The organism is Pantoea sp. USMM079, from assembly GCF_037153115.1.
Classification (GTDB): domain Bacteria; phylum Pseudomonadota; class Gammaproteobacteria; order Enterobacterales; family Enterobacteriaceae; genus Pantoea; species Pantoea communis.
In genome coordinates, this window is the sequence record NZ_JBBCKX010000011.1 from 79,832 (window position 1) to 98,633 (window position 18,802).

Consider the following 18,802-nt stretch of genomic DNA (forward strand, 5'->3'; position numbering starts at 1 on the left):
TAAAAACTGGCGGTATGTGACTTACACAAAAGACGGAAAGTGGATGAGTGAAGAACTGAAATTCATGTTGTTGGCGCTTGAACACTCCCGCCAGGCATTACCGGAATGCAGGCCTAACCCACCGGTAGGGTGCGTGATTGTTCATAAAGGATATGTGGTCTCGAAGGGGTTTACGCAATCCCCAGGCCATAGTCACGCTGAGATAGACGCAATTTCTAGACTAAAGGTTCCAATTCGGGAATGTGAAATCTTTGTCACGCTTGAACCCTGCTCCTTCCAGGGAAGAACCCCATCCTGTGCTTTAACACTTGCAGAGTTGAAGCCAAGACATGTCTATGTGGCTTTAGAAGATCCGCACCCTAGAAATAGGGGGGAAGGGCTGAGTATTCTAAAGAATGCAGGTATCAGTTTCACGTTAGGCCTTGGCAAACAAGAAGTTGAAGACTTTTTATCACCCTATTTATTGAGGTCATGACCTGCTCACCTTTGGTTAATACAGAATGCTGTTAACAATGTCTGCAGTTCGCTCACAGCAGACATTGGCTGTTGTGTGCCAACAGCGGACATCAGGGCCATTTATCATCTTACTTTCGCCAAAATTTCTCTGAACAGTTCGATGGCCCTCCAGATGTCATCCTGCGTATCTCCATCCCAATCAGGAACAGTTGCCAACTCAGACTTGAGTTGCTTTATGAGGATATGTGCATCTGCAATTTCATCCTTTCGACATTTTGATGCAATACGAGGTATAGCTGTTGAAGATAGTTTGGATTGGGGTGAAGGGCTGGTATATTCGGCTGCAATTAATTTTTGTAATTTTCGCATATCTTAAACAAACCCTGAGGTATGGTTGGGGTATCAAAAATTATGCCACATGGTAATTTTCTCTGCAAAGCATGCCAAGAAAATAATCAAACCCTTATTCTTCCATTCCTCACTCACTGTAGACCTCGCCCAGCTGCAGGTTTGCTCCGTGCCAGAAACAGATCTTCAAAAGTTACAGCCGGTCCAACTCAGCGGCTCAACTGAATTGACAATATTTTGTCTTAAATAGACCTGTTATTGATCGCTATGATTCCCTGGTATACACATTAAGAAAGTGAGTCGAAAACCTTTCTCCTCAATACGCGGATAAAATCTACTGAGGTCATACCCCATAATTCTGTTGAGAATTCCGCGCTATAACGGCTATTAAAATCACTTTCGAGGTCGTTGCATTCCTTGATAAATGCTTCAATTTCGCCTATTAAGCATTGTCGTAACGAGGGTGATGTGTCATCAATCCATGCATCAATTTGAGCTTCCACGCTTTCACCGCTACCGAACAAATCATAATCCTGGCCAAAATAAATTGCGATCAAACTGTCCAGTTCTGATACGTTGATATCTTTCATAGTAAGACCATCGGGTAAGCAATAATAATGAGATAAGGGTACGGTTTCAGTATTCATATTTCAACGTTATACGAAATTTATAACAGCTGACATTCTACCTGTCGATTAATTCATCGTGATGTAAGCGTGTATAAAACTTGAACGTCTGCAGATCGCTCAAAACTGAAACTCACCAGAGCCAACGCCGCTTTGGCTCTTGCCAGGCCCCCTGCCAAAGGTCAAAGTGCTTGAGGTGTTTAAGTTTGTGTAGAACAACATCTTCACCCACTGTTAATAGTGTTCGCTCTGGAATTGAAATGCCGAAAAGGCCTTCAGTGACAGCGAATACTTCACATTCTGACGTCAGTGAACCAAACGATTTTTCTATCTGCTTTTACAACTAACTGAAGCCCCATTAGCATTTAAACTCCACAATGGCCAACTTCTCATATGCTTGTTTAATCTGGGCTAAGACCAGGTCAGAGATTGCTTGTCCCCTGATATCATAGACGATCCGGCAAGTTTGTATGTGCGATGGAACCTGTGATAGTCCGTAGGAAATTCTGGCAATATTGTACTCAATACTGAGTTTTATTGATTCCGGAGATGCCAAACTGTGGCTGGCCACAAGTAGAAACTCTCCTTGATCTTCATTAATAAATTCTGGGGTAAACATCTCCTATCCCTTTATTACTTTCTCCAATTTCAATTAATTGGATGAATTTTCATCATAATTTATCATGACAGCCATCGTGTTCAAAAAACGATATCCGCTTTTCGCTCAAAGCAGCTCCAGCCCCAGGAAGCCATCACTCAAAAAACCACCCCCAACATCCACAATCCCCTCACTCAACAAACTGGCAAAAACGTAAAAGATAGCCATCCGGATCCTGGACGAGGAACTCTCTCTGGCAAGCCGTGGTTTCTCCAATCTGATAGGTGTTTTCACGCAAATCCCGATACAGCGGCACGCCATGTTTCCTCACCCGCGCCAGCACACACGCAATATCATCCACCTCAATCTGGAAATTCACGCCGCGCCCGAGCGGTTTGACGAGTTCTGCGGTATTCCAGCCTTCGGCGTGAAACTGCTCAAGCATCAACTGTGCTTCGCCGAGGTTGATGTAAGCAAATTCGGGATCGCTTCGTCTGACCATAATCTCGAATCCCAATACATCAGTGTAAAAATGCAGTGAGGCAGTGAAGTCCGTTACGGTCAGTTCGGGCACCATCCGGTTCCAGTAGGGCTCATGCTGAACGGTCATTACTTATGTCCTTTTAAATAGCACGACCTAAAGTTAATGCCGCGCAACCTGTTTGCTCATGTCGCGACAAACGATAAATGAGTGTCTAAAGAGCATCACGTTAACCCGTTCAAACATCCTCTCAACCCCATATCCCTAACGCTCTGCCACCCAAAACAGCACCCGAATAAAGCGCTATCGCCACGATGCTGATACAAGTCCCGCATGAAATCGCCCGCGCTGAATTTCCAGTGCCCAGGTAATGCGTCTCCAGCACGATAATATTGGCTGCAGGAGGAAGCAGACAAAAGAGATACAGCGTTGCCGGATTTTGTGTAATAAGTGGCGCGTTGAACTGATTGGCTATTAGCAGCAGCAACGAAATCAGCACAGCGAAAACTATTGAGCGAGTGATAAACGGACGCAGTTCGAGTCGAAAATCGCGCATCGATATTGTCGTCTTTGAAAGCCAAATGCCCAACACGGCCATGCCAAGAAAGCTCATCACGAATTTGGCAATTTGATACAGGCTATCGAAGTATTGAGTCACCTGATCACTGAATGGAATCAATGCTGCGCCAATTATCAGTGCGATGACGGGCGGGGTGCGCATCAACGTGATTGGATTAAATTTCTCGCAGGAGAGCATGCCTGCGCCCAGCGAGTTTCCGACAATTGAGCTGCCGACGTAGGCGGCAATGATAATGGTCGCAGCATCATTGCCGAATAGCACGCTGGCGACGGGTAGACCCAGCCAGCCGATATTCAGATAGCTGAAACAGAGGTTTTTTATTGGGTCAGCAAAAACATAGCGGCCAGCCAGCAATAGCAACATCATGCATATCGCGGTGGCAGTAATAATGGTGCTCATGCTGTGAAAGCGGGTCGATATATTAAAAATGATCACGATGGGAATAGCGATGCGCGTCAATATCCATGACGCAGCCGTTTTGCAATCCCAGTCGGTTTTGCCCAGCAACCATCCGGCAAACAGATAGATAAGCGGAAAGAAAATCGTCACGAAACGTCCCTGATTAGCGTGTCGACCACTCCCTGAAGTAGGGAGTGGTTAAAAATACACGCTATCAGAGGTCGTTCAGTGAGTGCAACGATGCAACGCGAGTTTATGCGGTGGTATTGATGTTGCGGCCAACTGCCGGATTGGCAGGCAGTTGCGGAATCGAATCAAGAATTCCTGCTGCCATTGACTGCTGATTATCCAGGGTCTTTTTCAGTACCAGGGTGCTCACTTTACTGCTGAGGTCCATATTATCCAGACCGATAGCCAGTGAAGTAATCTGTGATACATCCATCTTGCTCTCCTTTAAAACGACTAATGGGGGGCGGAAACGGCTTTGAGAAAGCCTGATACGGCTATCGGCATTCGCGGGCAAAGCTTCAATGCGATTTACGGACATGCCCGATGCCAACCTGCTTAATCAACTCATTCTCTGGCAGGGCGACTATTTCGCCTGCGGCTGCCAGGTGCCCACATCTCGCGCATCAATCGCTTTCGGCAGCAGCTTCGCCTGATAAAACGCATCTGCAATCTTTTGCTGCTCAGCCAAATCGCTCTTGTTCACTGGCTCGATCTGATAGCTGCGTTGCTGGTTCGCTTGTTCCACCGTGGCGAGCGGCAAATTACCCCACAGCGGGGAGAGAAGCTTTGCTGCATCCGTTGGATGTGCTTTCAGCCATTGTGCTTCCTGATCCAGCGTCTTATACACAATGCCCAGCACCTCAGGATGCTTTTGCGCATAAGGCGTCGACACCAAATAGTAGCGCTGATAACTGGCGAGACCTTTGCCGCTCACCAGCACGCGCGTGTGCTGCTCGACTTTCGAACTGGTGACAAAGGGTTCCCAGGTCACCCACGCATCGACGCTGCCGTGTTCCAGCGCGGCGCGCCCATCGGCAGGCGTCAGCCATGCAGGTGTGACATCACTGAATTTCAGTCCCGCCTTTTGTAACGCGGCGATCAGCAGATAATGGCTGCCTGCGGCTTTAGTGACGGCAATCTTTTTACCTTTTAAATCCTGCAGCGATTTGATGCTGGAGTTGGCGGGCACCAGAATAGCCTGAGCTTCAGGCGAGGGTGTTTCACGCGCGTAATACGTGAGGTCGGCGCCTGCCGCTTGCGCGAACACCGGCACGGTATCGGCCACGTCAGCAGAAAGGTCAACGTTGTTGAGATTCAGCGCCTCCAGCAGCGGCAAGCCGCTGGTGAACTCGTGCCATGTCACTTTAATGCCGCGCTCGGCGAGCGCCTTATCCAGATCGCCACGCTGCTTTATCAGCGTTAGCAAGGTGGAGGATTTTTGATAGCCAATGCGAAGTGTCTCTTCGGCATTGGCGCTGGCAAGCAGTGAGGAGAAAAGCAGTGAAGCAAGTATTGTCTTTGTGATGTTGCGCATGTGAGTCCCTGAAGGTGTTATCAATTTTTTAAAATGATAAAGCCGCTCACGAGGCAATCAAAACCGCAAGTTCGCATAAGCTCTGCACATTTACAGCTATCAAAGTTGCGCGGTCATCGCACGCAAATGCACCCGCAATACGCCATGTAGCGCCCGAATTGCGGGGGAAAACTGTTTACGATGCGGGCAGATTAAATGCAGCGGCGTGCTTTCGCCGGGGATCTCAGGCAGCACCCGTTCCAGGCGGCGCTGCCTAATGTCTTCACAGACGTCAATCCAGGATTTATACGCGATGCCCATGCCATTGATAGCCCAACGACGCGCCACTTCGGCGTCATCACACAGCAGGCGACTTTTCACCGTGATTTGGCGGCGCATACCTTCCTGCGGGAACGTCCACTTGTCATAGACATGGCCGCCCATCACAAACGGCAGGCAGTGATGCTGGGCCAAATCCTCCAGCTTTTGCGGGCGTCCATGTTGGTCGAGATAAGCTGGAGATGCCACCATGATACGGCGATTGTCCTCGGCCAGCGGCAACGCCACGTAACTGCTGTCTTCGAGTTTGCCGTAGCGAATGGCGATATCTACCGGATCGCGGAACACATCACTGATTTGATCGGACAATGATAACCGAACCGATAAGGCCGGGTGCTCACAGCAAAATTCGGTAATCAGCGGCAAGAGGATATTGCGGCCAATATCCGAGGGCATCGCGATTTTAAGCTCGCCGCTCAGTGCGTCTTCGTGACTTTGCAGGCTATCAGCGCCCGCTTGCATCAGGGCCAGCATCTCCTGTGCGTACGGCAGATACTTTTCCCCTTCGGCGGTTAAGCGCAGGCTACGTGTGGATCGCGCAAACAGGCGACGATCCAGTTCTCGCTCCAGTCGCTGAATGGCGGCGCTCACTTGCCCGGGCAATAAATTCACTTCACGGGCCGCGCGGGAAAAGCTGCCCAGTGCTGCCGAACGCACAAACAGCGTGACATCTTCCAGTCGGATCATTTTCTTACTCATCGTCAAAACAGGCGGGGATTTTCACTCTAAGAGTGAAGGTGTTGCTGTGCAATCGGCATTTTTCCTCAGCGTGCAGGCCGCTATGCTGAATCCAACTTACCTAACACCCTGATGAATTGAGGAACGGCTTGATGAAAGCGATTATATATAGCCAAAACGGTTTACCGATTTCCGATGAAAATGCGCTGTACGAGCTGGATGTCGCCAAACCGCAGCCTGGCGCGCGTGACCTGCTGGTAAAGATCCACGCGATTGCCGTCAATCCGGTAGATACCAAAGTGCGTAACGGCGCGCCCACCGATAAACCGCGCATTTTAGGTTGGGATGCGGTTGGTGTAGTGGAAGCGGTGGGTGAGGCGGTCACGCTGTTCCAGCCGGGGGATGAGGTGTTTTACGCCGGCGATATCACCCGCGCGGGCAGTTATGCCGAGTATGGTCTGGTGGATGAACGCATTGCCGGCCATAAACCCCGCACGCTGAATGATGCCGATGCCGCCGCGTTGCCGCTGACATCACTCACCGCATGGGAATTGCTGTTTGATCGTCTGGAAGTGCAGGCGGATGACAATGCCGCATTGCTGATAATTGGAGCAGGCGGCGGTGTTGGGTCAATTCTGACGCAGCTGGCGCGTAAGCTGACTAACCTCACGGTGATTGGTACTGCATCGCGCCCCGAAACCGCGGATTGGGTGCGCTCACTGGGCGCGCATCATGTGGTTAATCATCAGCAGCCACTCGGCGAACAGCTGGCGGCCATTGGCCATCCTCAGGTGCGCTATGTGGCTTCATTGACGCACACCGACAGCTATTACCCCCAGCTGGTGGATGTGCTGGCCCCACAGGGCAAGCTGGCGCTGATCGATGATCCGGAAACGCTGGACGTGGTGCCGCTGAAGCGCAAAGCCATCTCGCTGCACTGGGAGCTGATGTTCACCCGCTCACTGTTCCAGACCCGCGATATGCAGCGTCAGCACGATATTTTAGAGCGCGTCAGCCAGCTGATTGATGACCAGACGCTGCAAACCACGGCGGGTGAACATCACGGCACCATCAATGCGGCCAATCTGCGCAAAGCCCATGCGCTGATCGAAAGCGGGCGTGCACGCGGCAAGATCGTGCTCAGCGGCTTTTAACCCTTTGAAACACAATTCGTTAACCGCTGCGTCAACGCGGCGGTTAAGGTAACGGCACTTTTAAAATAATCGATTCAGGAGATTGCCATGACACTTAATGACGCAGTGGCTCGTCGCCACACTGTGAAAGCCTTCGCCAGTGGTAAAAGTTTGCCGCAGGAAGAGATCGAAACGCTGCTGAACGTGCTGCTTAACAGCCCGTCTTCCGTCAACTCTCAGCCGTGGCATTTTGTGGTGGCTTCCACGCCAGAAGGTCGTGAGCAGATCGCGCAATCCACCACCGGCGCCTTTGTTTATAACGGCCCAAAAGTACTGAATGCTTCCCATGTGATCGCGCTGTGCATGCGCACCGATCTGGATGACGCGCATCTGCAAAACGTGCTGGCGCAGGAAGAGCAGGATGGGCGTTTTGCCAAACCAGAAGGCAAAGCCGGTCAGGATAAGAGCCGTCGTGGCTATGTCGATATGCACCGTTACGAGCAGCGTGATATCCCGCAGTGGATGGAGAAACAGGTTTACCTGGCGCTCGGTGGTCTGCTGTTAGGTGCCGCGATGTTAGGGATTGATGCGACGCCGATGGAAGGTTTTGATCAGCGTGCGCTGGATCAGGCGTTAGGCCTGCGTGAGAAAGGCTTTACCAGCGTGGTACTGGTGTCGCTGGGCTATCGCAGCGACGAAGATTTCAACGCGGCATTGCCAAAATCACGTTTGCCGCGTGAAGATATTTTCACCTTCATTTAAGCGGTTGCGGCGCAATTTTTTGCATGGTTTTAACCCCGCGCGATGAATCGCGCCGCGACACGTTTCATCGCGGAAACAGCAAACTAAACCGGTTCACCCCATTCTCACTGCTCACCGCACAGCTACCGTGATGCAAACGCATGATGCTGCGCACAATCGACAAACCCAATCCGCTACTGCTTTGATGTCGAGATGCATCGGCACGCCAGAAGCGATCAAACATGCGTGACTGCTGTTCCGCACTCAACGCCGCGCCTTGATTCTCCACCACCAACTCGATTCCCTGATCGCGCACCGCACTTAACACGCGAATGGTGGTATCCCGCTCGCCATAGCGCAAGGCATTCGCCATCAGATTCGCCAGTGCGCGTTGCAGCAGCTGCGGATCGGCGCGCAATTCTCCCTGCATGCGCATCTCCAACTGCATGGCGTGCTCTTCGGCCATGCCATCAAAATAGTCCTGTAATTTCTCGCCGAGCTGTGCCAAATCGATTATCTGCCAATCCATTGCCTGACTGGCGTCTTCCGCTTTGGCGAGGAACAGCATGTTATCGATCATTTTCGCCAGTCTCTCCAGTTCCTCGTAGTTGGAGCCCAGCAGTGCCTGGTAATCACCCACGCTGCGCGGCTGGCTCAGCGCCACCTCGGTCTGACCGATCAAGGTGCCAATCGGCGTGCGCAGGTCGTGCGCCATATCGGCGGAAACCTGGCTGAGCTGTTGATAGCCCATTTCCAGACGACTGAGCATCTGGTTGAAGGCAGCGACCAACGGTTGCAGTTCTGTCGGGGCATCGCTGAACTGGATACGGTGCGATAAACGCCGCACGTCTATGGCATCAGTTTCCGCTGCCAGCCGACGTAATGGCAACAAGCCGCGACGCACCAGCCAGATACTGAGTGCCGCGACCAGCAGCGCAGCCAGTGCGGTCGAGACAATGATCTGATCGCGATAGCTGTTGAGAGTTTGGGTACGATCGCTCATCAGGCGGCCGGTGATGATCTCAATTTGCCCATTACCATCGCGCGTCGGCGCTAATGCAGCCGCGGAAATAAAAGGCGTGCCGTCCTCTGCCTGCTGGTGATGCACAGAGGCCAGATTGAGTGGCTGATCGGCGGGCACCGGCGTGATGTCGGGCATTGGTCGTGCGCCGGGATTGACCACAATCAGCGGCGGCTGGCCAGGAAAGCGCAGCACCAGCAAAGATTCCGTGTTGCCCAGCATATTGGCAAAAAGGCGCGGTTTCTGCTGGATCAGCGTGATGGCATCTTCATCGCGCAGCAGCGTACGAATCTGGTCAATTCGCGTCAGCAGGGCGGCGTCATCGCGTACACCGATCTGCTTCGCCAGCGACTGATACAGGGCAAAGCCGCTCAGGGCAAAAATCACGATCACCGTGATGCTGAGCAGTAGTGACAAGCGGGTGGCGAGCGAAAGTTTTTTCATGTTTCAGCTTCGCAACGATATCCGACGCCGTGCACGGTATGAATCAACGGTTGAGCAAAGGGGCCATCGATCTTCTGGCGCAGGCGTTTCACCGCCACGTCCACCACGTTGGTATCGCTATCAAAATTCATGTCCCATACGCGGGAGGCGATCACCGTGCGCGTCAGCACCTCGCCGGGATGCAGCATAAACAGATGCAGCAGGTTGAACTCTTTATTGGTGAGGTCGATGCGTTGTCCCGCGCGCTCCACACGACGTTTAAGGATATCGAGTTGCAGGTCGGCCAGGGTCAGCACATCGGGAAGTTTTTGCTGACCGCCGCGCCGCAACTGCGTGCGAACGCGTGCCAGAAGTTCGGCAAACGAGAAGGGCTTCACCAGGTAATCATCCGCGCCCAGTTCCAATCCTTTGATGCGATCTTCCAACGTGCCTTTAGCCGTGAGGAAAATTACCGGCGTCTGGATCTGTTTATCCAGCGCGGCCATGACTTCCCAGCCGCTCATGCCGGGCATCATCACATCAAGTAAGATCAGATCGTAATGGTGCTCCTGCGCATAGAACAAACCATCTTGCCCATTCTCGGCCACATCCACGATAAATCCCGCTTCGGTTAATCCTTTGCGCATGTAATCGCGCGCTTTGGCTTCATCTTCAATCACCAAAATTTTCATGCGCATCTCCGGGCGGGACAAGTGGATTAGGGCTGCGCCTGCTGAGCGGCCTGTTCAATCAGTTTCGCCACATCATCAGGATGAGATTCATACACCGAATGGCTGGCGCCCGCGACTTCAACCGTGTGGCTGTGCGCGCGTTTGGCGTACATCCGCTCCAAATCAGGGTTAATGATTTTGTCAGCTTTCGCCACCATGTACCAGCTAGGCTTGGTCTTCCACGCCGGGTCTGGAATGTTGGCGGTGAACACAGCGGCGTTGGTTGGCATCTGCGCATGCGCTTCAAAATCCGCCTGTGCAGCCGGTAAGTCGGCGGCGAAATCGCTGTGATAATTTTCTGGCGCGATGGTCAGATAGCCATCAGTCGATTTGGCAAACGGATGCGCGCTGTTGGGGAATTTTTTACCGTTGATGGCTTCGGTTTCGCCGTTATCCAGCGCGTGTGCGGCGATATACACCAGGCCCACCACCTTGCTGTCATTTCCCGCTTCGGTGATGATCGCGCCACCATAACTGTGGCCGACCAGAATCACCGGTCCATTCTGCTGATCGATGATGCGGCGTGTCGCCGTGACATCTTCCGGGAAACCGGTCAGCGGCTCCTGCACCAGCGTCACTTTATAGCCATCGTGCGTCAGGCGGTCATACACCGGACGCCATCCTGCACCACCCACAAATGCACCGTGTACTAACACAATATTCTTCACCGGCTGCGCTTTGGCTTGCGCCGCGCCGCCTACCATCGCCAATAAAATGCCCGCTGCTAACGTCAGTTTTTTCAGTTTCATGTTTGTGCTCCAGATAAGGAAGGTTCGGGCACAGGATATGAAAGCGGCGCTGACAGCAGGGTGAGCGAGTTATGACAAAAGAATGACAGGGGGTATTAAGTAATTTTTAATGGGGTGTGAAATTCCTCTAACCTATTAATCAATATAAGAATTCACTCTACATAAATCCATTATTTTAATGGTGGTAATGTTTCCCTCATGTTATTAACTCTGGATGCCAATATGAATTTACCTGCCTGCTGGAGATAACAATGAAAAAGAGTTTGTCCTTCGCGTTACTGCTTTCACTGGGCGCTTTCAGCACCTTATCGTTTGCTGAGCAGACGTTGCGTTTTGGCGTTGATCCCACTTTTCCACCGTTTGAATCTAAGGCCAGTGATGGCTCACTTAAAGGATTTGATATCGATTTGGGCAACGCCATTTGTGCGCAGGCAAAAGTAAAATGCCAGTGGGTGCAGATCGGCTTTGATGGCAGTATTCCGGCACTGCAGGCTAAAAAGTTTGATGCGATTCTGTCGGCGATGTCGATGACGGAGAAACGCCGTGAGCAGGTGGATTTCAGCAACATGCTGTATATCACGCCGAGTGCGTTGCTGACGCCAAAAAGCAGCACCCTGACCGAAGCTATCAGCACGCTGCGCGGTAAGAACATCGGCGTGGCGCAGGGCACCATTCAGGAAACCTACGCCAAAGCAAAATGGGCGGCACAGGGTGTCAATGTGGTTTCCTATCCAAACCAGATGGAGATCTATCCCGATCTGGTCGCGGGGCGACTGGATGGCACTCTGGCGAATGCGGTGTCTGCGGATCAGGGTTTCCTGAATACGCCGGAAGGCAAAGATTACGTCATCAAAGCCACGCTGGTGGATAAAGAGCTGCTGGGCAACGGTGTGGGAATTGGCCTGCGTAAGGGCGATACCGTGCATCTGAAACTGATCAATGATGCGCTGGCCGAACTGCACAACAATGGCACTTACGATCAGCTGGCGAAAAAATACTTCAAGTTTAAGGTTTATCCGTAAGCGCCCTTATTTACAGGAAACAGCATGTCAGATTTGCCGCATTACTCGTCCCAACGTGCCCGTTTTGTTGCGGCAGTCGAGCGCCAGCACGGCGCTTTGACTTCATATCCGCATCCGCTGCCGGGCCCACAAGGTGAAACGCTTTATACCGATGTCGCCGTCATTGGCGATCCCGGTGCAAGCAAATTGATGATGATCATCTCGGGCACGCATGGGGTGGAGGGCTACTACGGATCGGACAGTCAGATTGAGTGGCTCAATCGCTTCAGTCTGACTGATTTGCCCGATGACACCGCGATTGTGCTGCTGCACCTGTTGAATCCCTGGGGAGCAGCCCATTTGCGGCGCGTCAACGAAGACAACATCGATCTTAATCGCAATTTTATCGATTTTACTCAGCCAGCCCCCGCCAATCCGCAATACCCGTCATGGCACGGGATTTACCACGGCGATCGGACACAAGCTGATGCGCTATTAGCTGAAACCCTTAACGGCGCAGGCTGGCTGGCGGTGAAACGGGTGGTGGAAGCCGGGCAATACCAATTCGCTGACGGCTTCTTCTACGGTGGACAGCAACCGAGCTGGTCTTATCGCACCATGCAAACCATTATCACCGACCATTTATCGCAGGCAAAAACCATCCTGAGTTTCGATCTGCACACTGGGGCCGGAGCCTGGGGGCATCCAATGTTGCTCTCTATTGCTGAGCAGCAGGTCGCTGCGCATCAGTGGGGAAAATCACTGTATGGCGAGTGGTTAACGTTACTGTTTACCGGTGTAGATCGTGACAGTGTCACCGGAGTGACCGCGACCGCAACGGGTTATCTGTCGCAGTTCCTGCTGGAATCGCTGCCGCAGACGCAAATTTTGCCACTGGTTGTGGAGTGCGGAACGTATCCCGGCGAAGAGATGCATCGTCGCGTGCGTGACGATCATTGGTTGCATCTGCAAGGTGAACCGACCAGTGAGTCAGGGCGCGCCTTAAAGCATGAGCTGGTGGAAGGTTTCTGGCCAGCAGACCGCGACTGGCGCGATCTGGTGGCTTTTCGGACCCAGCAGATATTTGTACGCGGCTGGCAAGGTTTGTTGAACGCCGATCACAACCGACCATAAAAAGTCATGCGCGCCGTTTCCGACAGAGCGATGCCAGGCTGTGTGTTGTACGCCAGCACTGCCAGCATGCGTGTGATGTCGCCTTCGGTTGGCGTCACACGATGCATTGAGTTGCGACCACGGAACAGCACTAAGTCACCCGCTTCAATCGCCAGCGCATCGACCGGCTGGCGCTGATCCAGCACCGCGGCAACGCCTTCGAAATTCATCTCTCCCGCATCGGCATCGCGCAAATCCTTCACATACTGGAATATGCCGCCGGCGCGGGGTTTCTGTACCAGCAGGGTGATGGCGAAGGAGGAGTTATCGAAGTGCCAGCCGAGTTCCTGACCATCGGGCGCGTAATGCAGATTGATGGACGAGAGCGGATCGGCATAAGGATAGAGCGCGGTTTCACCCAGCACGTCGCACAGGAAACTTTTAAACAGTTCGTCGTTGTACAGCTGGCGCAGCGGCGATTCGGCGGCGATCACGTCGTCGGTAATACAGCCTTTGGTACTGATCACATCACGATTGCGCGGATGGTCAGCGTCATACGCCTCGTCTTTCTTCATCAGATAGACGTTATGCTTGCTGAGGGTGTGATAGGCCAGGTGGCGCTGAGCGTTTCCTTCGGCAATGATGCTTTGCAGCGCGTCGGGTTGTAAAAACTGACGCAGGACCAGCGCGCCATGCTGGTTGAGCTGTTCACGGCATTCACGTCGCCAGTCGGCGTCGGCCAGTGGATGCAAATCGAAACGAATCAATGCAGACATAGCAACAGTTCTCATTGTGACAGGTGTGTTATCACAGTAACTCACTGATATGTTAGTGCGTAACGATAAAAATTTAATGCCCTGCTAAGGAAACTTTAATGCCCGCACAGTCACCGCGTTTACCGAAAATCAGCGTTATCCAGTCATTTAAGGTGGCGGCGGAATTGGGCAGTCTGGCAAAAGCCGCCGCGCAACTGGCACTGACGCCTGCGGCGGTGAGTCAGCAGATCCGGCAGCTAGAGGAACAGTTGGGTAGCGCGCTGTTTGTGCGCACGCAGAGCGGGGTAATGCTCACTGAAACCGGTAAAGAGTATTTGCGCTATGTGACGGAAGCTTTTGACATTCTGCATCTCGGGCAGCAAAACCTGCGCCATGTGGCAACGATGCCCAAGCTCACGCTCTATTCATTGCCCGCACTGGCCTCGAAGTGGTTGCTGCCTAATATTGCGCAGTGGCGCATTCACTGTCCTGATATTGATTTATCGCTGCACGGCACTCATGCGCAGGTGGATTTTAATGCCACCCCAGCAGACTTTGTTATCTGCTTTGGTGAAGATCGCTATCCTCAGCTTGATAAGCAGCGGCTGTTTTTGGATGAAGTGGTGCCGGTGGCGAGTCCCGCGCTGCTCAAGCATTTTCCGCTGGAAAGCGTGTTGCAACAGGCTCCGTTGATTCATCTCGACTGGGGTAATGAAGGGCGCTTTTTGCCCGACTGGCGCAGCTGGTATCAGGCGAAAAGGATGGCGGAACCTGCGCCTCAACCCGCGTTAAGCTTCAATCTCACCTCCCTGGCGATAGATGCTGCGGTGGCAGGGGCGGGTTTGCTGTTAGGGCAGAAAAGACTGATTGCCGCTGAGCTGGCGCGAGGGGATTTGGTTATGGTTGATGCGTTAAGCCTGCCATTAAGTAAACCCTATTTTCTTGCCTGGCCGCAGCGTTCGCGCAGCCAGCCGGGCAGTGAAGCATTAATAAACTGGCTCGGACAGCTGGCAATTTAACAAACTGTTAACTGACTCAGCATTGCACATCGTGGATTGCACTATGCTTATCCGCTTTGTGTGACGGATCGTAGACAGGGAGTTCAGTCAGTGACTTTAGATATGCATTTCTGGCTTAGCACGTTGGTCATAGCCATCACCATTTTGCTGTGGGCAAGTGCACGCCTGCCGGAATATCTCACCGCGCTGCTGTTTTTTGCCGCCGCCACGCTGCTTAACATCGCCCCGACCAGCACCATCTTCAGCGGATTTGCCTCTTCAGCCTTCTGGCTGGTATTGAGCGGTTTTGTGCTCGGTGCGGCGATCCGCAAAGTCGGGCTTGCACAGCGCTGGGCTAACTATCTGGTGGTGCCACTCAGTCAGAGCTGGCCGCGCATGGTCGTTGGCACCCTGGTGCTGACCTATCTGCTGGCATTGGTGATGCCTTCCAATATGGGGCGCATCGCACTGCTAATGCCTGTTGTGCTGGCGCTAGGTGAGCGGGCCGGAATTAAAGCCGGGAGCCGTGGCAACATCGGTCTGGCGCTGGCGGTGGGTTTTGGCACATTCCAGCTCTCCGCCAGCATCTTACCGGCTAACGTGCCCAATCTGGTGCTGAGCGGCGCTGCGGAAAACGCTTATCAGATCCATCTCCAGTGGCTGCCCTGGTGGCTGCTGCATATGCCGGTAGTGGGGATCGGCAAGGGAATGATACTCGCAGCCGCTATTCTGTTCCTGTTCCGCGCGCAACCTCAGCCCGTGCGCCATCGCGATCAACTTGAGCCGCTCAGCCGCAGCGAATGGCGGTTGATGGGCCTGTTGGCTATCACTCTGTTGCTGTGGATGACCGATAGCCTGCACGGCTTGCCTGCCGCATGGGTTGGGCTGGCGGCGGCCTGTATTTGTCTGCTGCCGCGCATAGGCTTTCTTTCAGGAGATGATTTCGCCAGCGGGGTTAATTTCCGCACCTGTATCTATATCGCCGGTATTCTCGGGGTGGCGACAGTGGTGGTGGATTCAGGACTTGGCCGACTGATTGCCAATTTGCTGCTCAGCGTGCTGCCTCTGCAGGATCACGCTTCGTTTGGTAATTTCGCGGTGCTTAACTCGCTGGTCTCGCTGCTCAACTTTGTGCTGACTGCGAACGGCGTGCCAGCGATGGTGACGCCGATCGCGCAAGAGCTGGCAAACGCATCCGGCTTTTCTCTGATGAGCGTCGTCATGATGCAGGTGTTTGCCTACGCGACGCCGCTGTTGCCTTATCAGGCTTCGCCAGTGGTGGTGGCGATGGGGCTGGGTAATGTGCCTGCCAAAGCGGGCCTGCAACTGTGCGTGCTGGTGTTTATCTTCAGCGTGCTGCTGCTGTTACCACTGGATTATCTCTGGTTCAGGCTGCTAGGCTATGCCTGACTTTCCCTCACTGCCTGAGCACGCCGTTATGTCAGCCAATAATGATTGGGTCGATTTTCGTCGCGATGACGAAACCGGTATCGAAAGCGTCAACGCGCATTTTCGCGGACACGCCTACGATCCGCACGATCACGACGAATTATTGGTGGGCGTGACACAGCAAGGCTTACAGCGTTTTAATTGTCATCGTGCTTTGCACACCAGCACGCCGGGTCGCGCCATTTTGATTGAGCCGGGCGCGGTGCATGACGGCCACGCGCCTAACGAAGAGGGTTTCACCTACACCATGCTTTATCTGCCGCAGCGCTGGGTGGCAGAGATGATGCAGCGCCGCGGTCTGGGCGATGTATCCAACATCGAAGGTGCGTTTCGCCACACGTTAAATGATGATGCGCTGCTGGCCAGTGCCATCCAGCAGGCGTGGTTTTCAGTGCATCACAGTGAAGGGCGACTGGCGCGCGACCAAAGCCTCGATCATCTGATGACGATGCTTTCCCGCCATCTTGAAACCAAACCCAATGCGCAATCAGGCGCAGCGATGCAGCACATGCAGCTATTACGCGACTATCTGCACGATTTTATGGCGCAGGATATAGGGCTGGATGAGCTGTCACGGCTGGCGGGCATCGATCGTTTTAAGCTAACGCGCCAGTTTAAGCAGGCGTTCGGCCAGTCGCCGCATGCTTACCTGGTACGACTGAGGTTGCGCAGCGCACGTGTGCTGCTGGCGCAGGGCATTGAGCCGGTGCAGGTTGCCGCTCAGGTTGGTTTTGCCGATCAGAGCCATTTAGGGCGTTGGTTCCAACGCGCCTACCGCATGACACCGGCCTACTATCAACGACAGTGCACAAACGTTCTATATCCCACCCCCGCGACTCTTAGATGATGCTGTTTTAGACCCCATCGGAGAGTAGTGACAGATGTTTGATACCAAAATCGCCCTGATTGTTCGTGATGATTTAGCCACCTGGCAGCGCCTGAATGTGGTGGCCTTTCTCGCCACCGGCATTGCTTCTGCCGCGCCTGACATGATGGGCGAACCTTACGTGGATGCGAAGGGGCGTCAATACGGCAATATGGCAGGCCAGCCGATGCTGGTGTTTGCGGGTGATGTCACGGGATTACAACGGGCGCATCGCCAGGGTTTGGAACGGGAGTTGACGGTGATCCCGTATGTGGAAGCGATGTTCGCCACCGGACATGATGCCGCCAACCGCGAGGTATTCATGGCTGAAGATGCCGACAACCTGAATCTGGTCGGCATCGCGATTCGTGGGCCAAAGAAAGCGGTGGATAAGGCGATTAAAGGGCTGTCACTGCACGGATAAACGCGGTCGCCCCTGCGGCGACGCTTTCATTTATTCAGCGATATGCGCAGCTCGATGGCTTCAGCTGCGCGCAGCAACAAGTCTTCCCGGCCACGCAGCGCCAGCAATTCGACGCCAATCGGCAACCCATCTTGACTGAGGCCTGCGGGAATCGAAATGGCTGGCGCACCAGTCACCGCGGAAACCAGCGCATTGCTGCCTTCCTGCATCTCGCCGTGTTTGACTGGCGCACGGCGCACCACCGGGTAGGCCAGCAGGTTAATGTTGTGCTGGTCGAACATCGCCACCAACTGCTGGTAAAGATCATGCTGGCGCTGCTGCACCCGTGCATAACCTTCGCTGGCCGTGCCAGGATGTACCGCGCGGGTCTTAAACACAGTTTCGAGCTGAGGATGATACAGCCCGGATGCAGCGATATCCGGCAGGGTATGGAACTGCGCCTGTGGCTTATCGGCTAAATACTTCGCCAGCGCTTCAGCAAATTCATAGCCGATAATATTGGCCTCTGCCGCCAACGTCTCCAGCTCGGGCCAACTCAGCGTAGCAGGCGCGAACCCAGCCACGGCAGCCTGCACCGCCTGGTTAATCTCATCTTCATCAGCGGCAAATCCCTCCTGCCAGATGCCGACCCGTAATACTTCTCCCTCCGTAGCAAACGTCTTGCCGCTGAGCACTTCGCTGGCGATGCGCAGATCGGCAGCATTGCGCACCAGTGGGCCGGGGATGTTCTGCGTCGGTGACAGCGGCACTATACCGGAGGTGCTAAGTGCACCGCGCGTCATGCGTAAGCCGAACAGGCCATTAAACGCGGCGGGTATACGCACCGAACCTGCTGTGTCGCTGCCAATGGCGAGCGGCACATAACCGGCGGCAACGGCAACTGCAGAGCCGCTGCTCGATCCGCCCGGTGAACGTCCTTGCAGCCAGGCATTGTGAGTAAAGCCGCTCAGCGATGAGGCGCCAGTAATGCCCGCTGCCAGTTCATGCATCGCAGTTTTGCCGATCAAAATCGCGCCTTGATTGCGCAGTGTGGTGACCAGCGGAGCATCGTTATCAGCGATGACGTCGCGCAACATCACCGAACCTGCGCTGGTGGGCCAGCCGCGCACTTCAATATTGTCTTTAATCAGCACCGGGATGCCGTCCAGCTGACCCAACGCCTCACCGCGTTGACGGCGTGTATCACTCAGTTCTGCTGCCGCACGCGCGTCATCCGCAAACAGCCAGGTGATGGCGTTGTAGCGCGGCTGGTCTGCCTCACTTATGCGCTGCAGTGCGAAGTCGGTCAGCTGGCGCGCGGTAACATCACCGCGTTGCAGTGCCAGGGATAAGTCGCTCAGCGACGCGGTGAGATAATCAGCGTATTGCATCC

The 18,802-nt window shown here is 53.7% G+C and carries 22 protein-coding genes; 9 read left to right on the plus strand and 13 right to left on the minus strand.

Annotation, left to right across the window (positions count from 1 at the left end; genetic code table 11):
• Window positions 1–43 precede the first annotated feature (43 nt).
• The gene (locus tag WFP70_RS15850; RefSeq protein ID WP_337023790.1) at window positions 44–475 is read left to right on the plus strand and encodes a bifunctional diaminohydroxyphosphoribosylaminopyrimidine deaminase/5-amino-6-(5-phosphoribosylamino)uracil reductase RibD; all 432 of its coding nucleotides are present in this window, start codon (window positions 44–46) and stop codon (window positions 473–475) included.
• Window positions 476–579: 104 nt separating this feature from the next.
• On the opposite strand, the gene WFP70_RS15855 is transcribed toward WFP70_RS15850, so the two are convergent.
• From WFP70_RS15855 to WFP70_RS15890, 8 genes are all read right to left on the minus strand, one after another.
• Window positions 580–825: a hypothetical protein gene (locus WFP70_RS15855; protein WP_337023791.1), complete on the minus strand. Its 246-nt coding sequence runs from the start codon at window positions 823–825 to the stop codon at window positions 580–582.
• Between the two features lie 266 nt (window positions 826–1,091).
• Window positions 1,092–1,394: a contact-dependent growth inhibition system immunity protein gene (locus WFP70_RS15860; protein WP_337023792.1), complete on the minus strand. Its 303-nt coding sequence runs from the start codon at window positions 1,392–1,394 to the stop codon at window positions 1,092–1,094.
• Between the two features lie 394 nt (window positions 1,395–1,788).
• On the minus strand, window positions 1,789–2,049 hold the full coding sequence (locus WFP70_RS15865) for a hypothetical protein (RefSeq protein WP_337023793.1): 261 nt from the start codon (window positions 2,047–2,049) through the stop codon (window positions 1,789–1,791).
• A gap of 169 nt (window positions 2,050–2,218) precedes the next feature.
• A complete protein-coding gene (locus WFP70_RS15870) occupies window positions 2,219–2,638 on the minus strand; it encodes a bleomycin resistance protein (RefSeq protein ID WP_337023794.1) in 420 nt (139 codons plus the stop codon).
• A gap of 121 nt (window positions 2,639–2,759) precedes the next feature.
• On the minus strand, window positions 2,760–3,638 hold the full coding sequence (locus tag WFP70_RS15875) for a permease (RefSeq protein WP_337023795.1): 879 nt from the start codon (window positions 3,636–3,638) through the stop codon (window positions 2,760–2,762).
• A gap of 103 nt (window positions 3,639–3,741) precedes the next feature.
• A complete protein-coding gene (locus WFP70_RS15880; protein ID WP_097118832.1) occupies window positions 3,742–3,930 on the minus strand; it encodes a YjfB family protein in 189 nt (62 codons plus the stop codon).
• A gap of 150 nt (window positions 3,931–4,080) precedes the next feature.
• The gene (locus WFP70_RS15885) at window positions 4,081–5,031 is read right to left on the minus strand and encodes an aliphatic sulfonate ABC transporter substrate-binding protein (RefSeq protein WP_337023796.1); all 951 of its coding nucleotides are present in this window, start codon (window positions 5,029–5,031) and stop codon (window positions 4,081–4,083) included.
• Between the two features lie 99 nt (window positions 5,032–5,130).
• The gene (locus WFP70_RS15890) at window positions 5,131–6,036 is read right to left on the minus strand and encodes a LysR family transcriptional regulator (protein ID WP_337023797.1); all 906 of its coding nucleotides are present in this window, start codon (window positions 6,034–6,036) and stop codon (window positions 5,131–5,133) included.
• 143 nt (window positions 6,037–6,179) lie between these two features.
• Here WFP70_RS15890 and WFP70_RS15895 point away from each other — a divergent pair, with 143 nt between their 5' ends.
• Together WFP70_RS15895 and nfsB are read left to right on the plus strand one after the other, a co-directional pair.
• Window positions 6,180–7,181 (plus strand): zinc-binding alcohol dehydrogenase family protein, encoded by a 1,002-nt coding sequence (locus tag WFP70_RS15895; RefSeq protein WP_337023798.1) that lies wholly within the window; start codon window positions 6,180–6,182, stop codon window positions 7,179–7,181.
• A gap of 87 nt (window positions 7,182–7,268) precedes the next feature.
• Window positions 7,269–7,922 carry an oxygen-insensitive NAD(P)H nitroreductase gene (gene nfsB, locus WFP70_RS15900; RefSeq protein WP_337023799.1) on the plus strand — a complete coding sequence of 218 codons (654 nt, stop codon included), beginning with the start codon at window positions 7,269–7,271 and terminating at the stop codon, window positions 7,920–7,922.
• A 64-nt stretch (window positions 7,923–7,986) separates the two neighbouring features.
• Here the strand turns inward: nfsB and WFP70_RS15905 are convergent, their stop codons facing one another.
• The 3 genes from WFP70_RS15905 to WFP70_RS15915 are packed head-to-tail and all read right to left on the minus strand — an operon-like array spanning window position 7,987 to window position 10,825.
• A complete protein-coding gene (locus WFP70_RS15905; RefSeq protein ID WP_337023800.1) occupies window positions 7,987–9,366 on the minus strand; it encodes a heavy metal sensor histidine kinase in 1,380 nt (459 codons plus the stop codon).
• On the minus strand, window positions 9,363–10,037 hold the full coding sequence (locus WFP70_RS15910; RefSeq protein WP_034830307.1) for a heavy metal response regulator transcription factor: 675 nt from the start codon (window positions 10,035–10,037) through the stop codon (window positions 9,363–9,365). Before WFP70_RS15910 ends, WFP70_RS15905 begins: the two co-directional genes overlap by 4 nt.
• A gap of 26 nt (window positions 10,038–10,063) precedes the next feature.
• Window positions 10,064–10,825 carry an alpha/beta hydrolase gene (locus WFP70_RS15915; protein WP_337023801.1) on the minus strand — a complete coding sequence of 254 codons (762 nt, stop codon included), beginning with the start codon at window positions 10,823–10,825 and terminating at the stop codon, window positions 10,064–10,066.
• A gap of 251 nt (window positions 10,826–11,076) precedes the next feature.
• Here WFP70_RS15915 and WFP70_RS15920 point away from each other — a divergent pair, with 251 nt between their 5' ends.
• Window positions 11,077–11,847 (plus strand): transporter substrate-binding domain-containing protein, encoded by a 771-nt coding sequence (locus WFP70_RS15920; RefSeq protein ID WP_337023802.1) that lies wholly within the window; start codon window positions 11,077–11,079, stop codon window positions 11,845–11,847.
• A 24-nt stretch (window positions 11,848–11,871) separates the two neighbouring features.
• Complete coding sequence (locus WFP70_RS15925) at window positions 11,872–12,960, plus strand: DUF2817 domain-containing protein (RefSeq protein ID WP_337023803.1); 1,089 nt, start codon at window positions 11,872–11,874, stop codon at window positions 12,958–12,960.
• Here WFP70_RS15925 and WFP70_RS15930 read toward each other — a convergent pair.
• Entirely contained in the window at window positions 12,945–13,715 is a 771-nt protein-coding gene (locus WFP70_RS15930; protein WP_058960287.1) for a HalD/BesD family halogenase, read from the minus strand. The genes WFP70_RS15925 and WFP70_RS15930 overlap by 16 nt on opposite strands.
• Window positions 13,716–13,813: 98 nt before the next feature.
• Between WFP70_RS15930 and WFP70_RS15935 the strand changes: the two genes are divergently transcribed.
• The 4 genes from WFP70_RS15935 (at window position 13,814) to WFP70_RS15950 (ending at window position 17,430) form a co-directional block, all read left to right on the plus strand.
• Window positions 13,814–14,713 (plus strand): LysR substrate-binding domain-containing protein, encoded by a 900-nt coding sequence (locus tag WFP70_RS15935; RefSeq protein ID WP_337023804.1) that lies wholly within the window; start codon window positions 13,814–13,816, stop codon window positions 14,711–14,713.
• Window positions 14,714–14,815: 102 nt separating this feature from the next.
• The gene (locus WFP70_RS15940) at window positions 14,816–16,102 is read left to right on the plus strand and encodes an SLC13 family permease (protein ID WP_337023830.1); all 1,287 of its coding nucleotides are present in this window, start codon (window positions 14,816–14,818) and stop codon (window positions 16,100–16,102) included.
• Window positions 16,103–16,130: 28 nt separating this feature from the next.
• Window positions 16,131–16,988, plus strand: coding sequence for an AraC family transcriptional regulator (locus WFP70_RS15945; RefSeq protein WP_337023805.1), 858 nt, complete (start codon window positions 16,131–16,133; stop codon window positions 16,986–16,988).
• Between the two features lie 34 nt (window positions 16,989–17,022).
• The gene (locus WFP70_RS15950; RefSeq protein WP_045833270.1) at window positions 17,023–17,430 is read left to right on the plus strand and encodes a DUF2000 family protein; all 408 of its coding nucleotides are present in this window, start codon (window positions 17,023–17,025) and stop codon (window positions 17,428–17,430) included.
• Window positions 17,431–17,456: 26 nt separating this feature from the next.
• Here the strand turns inward: WFP70_RS15950 and WFP70_RS15955 are convergent, their stop codons facing one another.
• Window positions 17,457–18,800: an amidase gene (locus WFP70_RS15955; protein ID WP_337023806.1), complete on the minus strand. Its 1,344-nt coding sequence runs from the start codon at window positions 18,798–18,800 to the stop codon at window positions 17,457–17,459.
• Window positions 18,801–18,802: the final 2 nt, after the last annotated feature.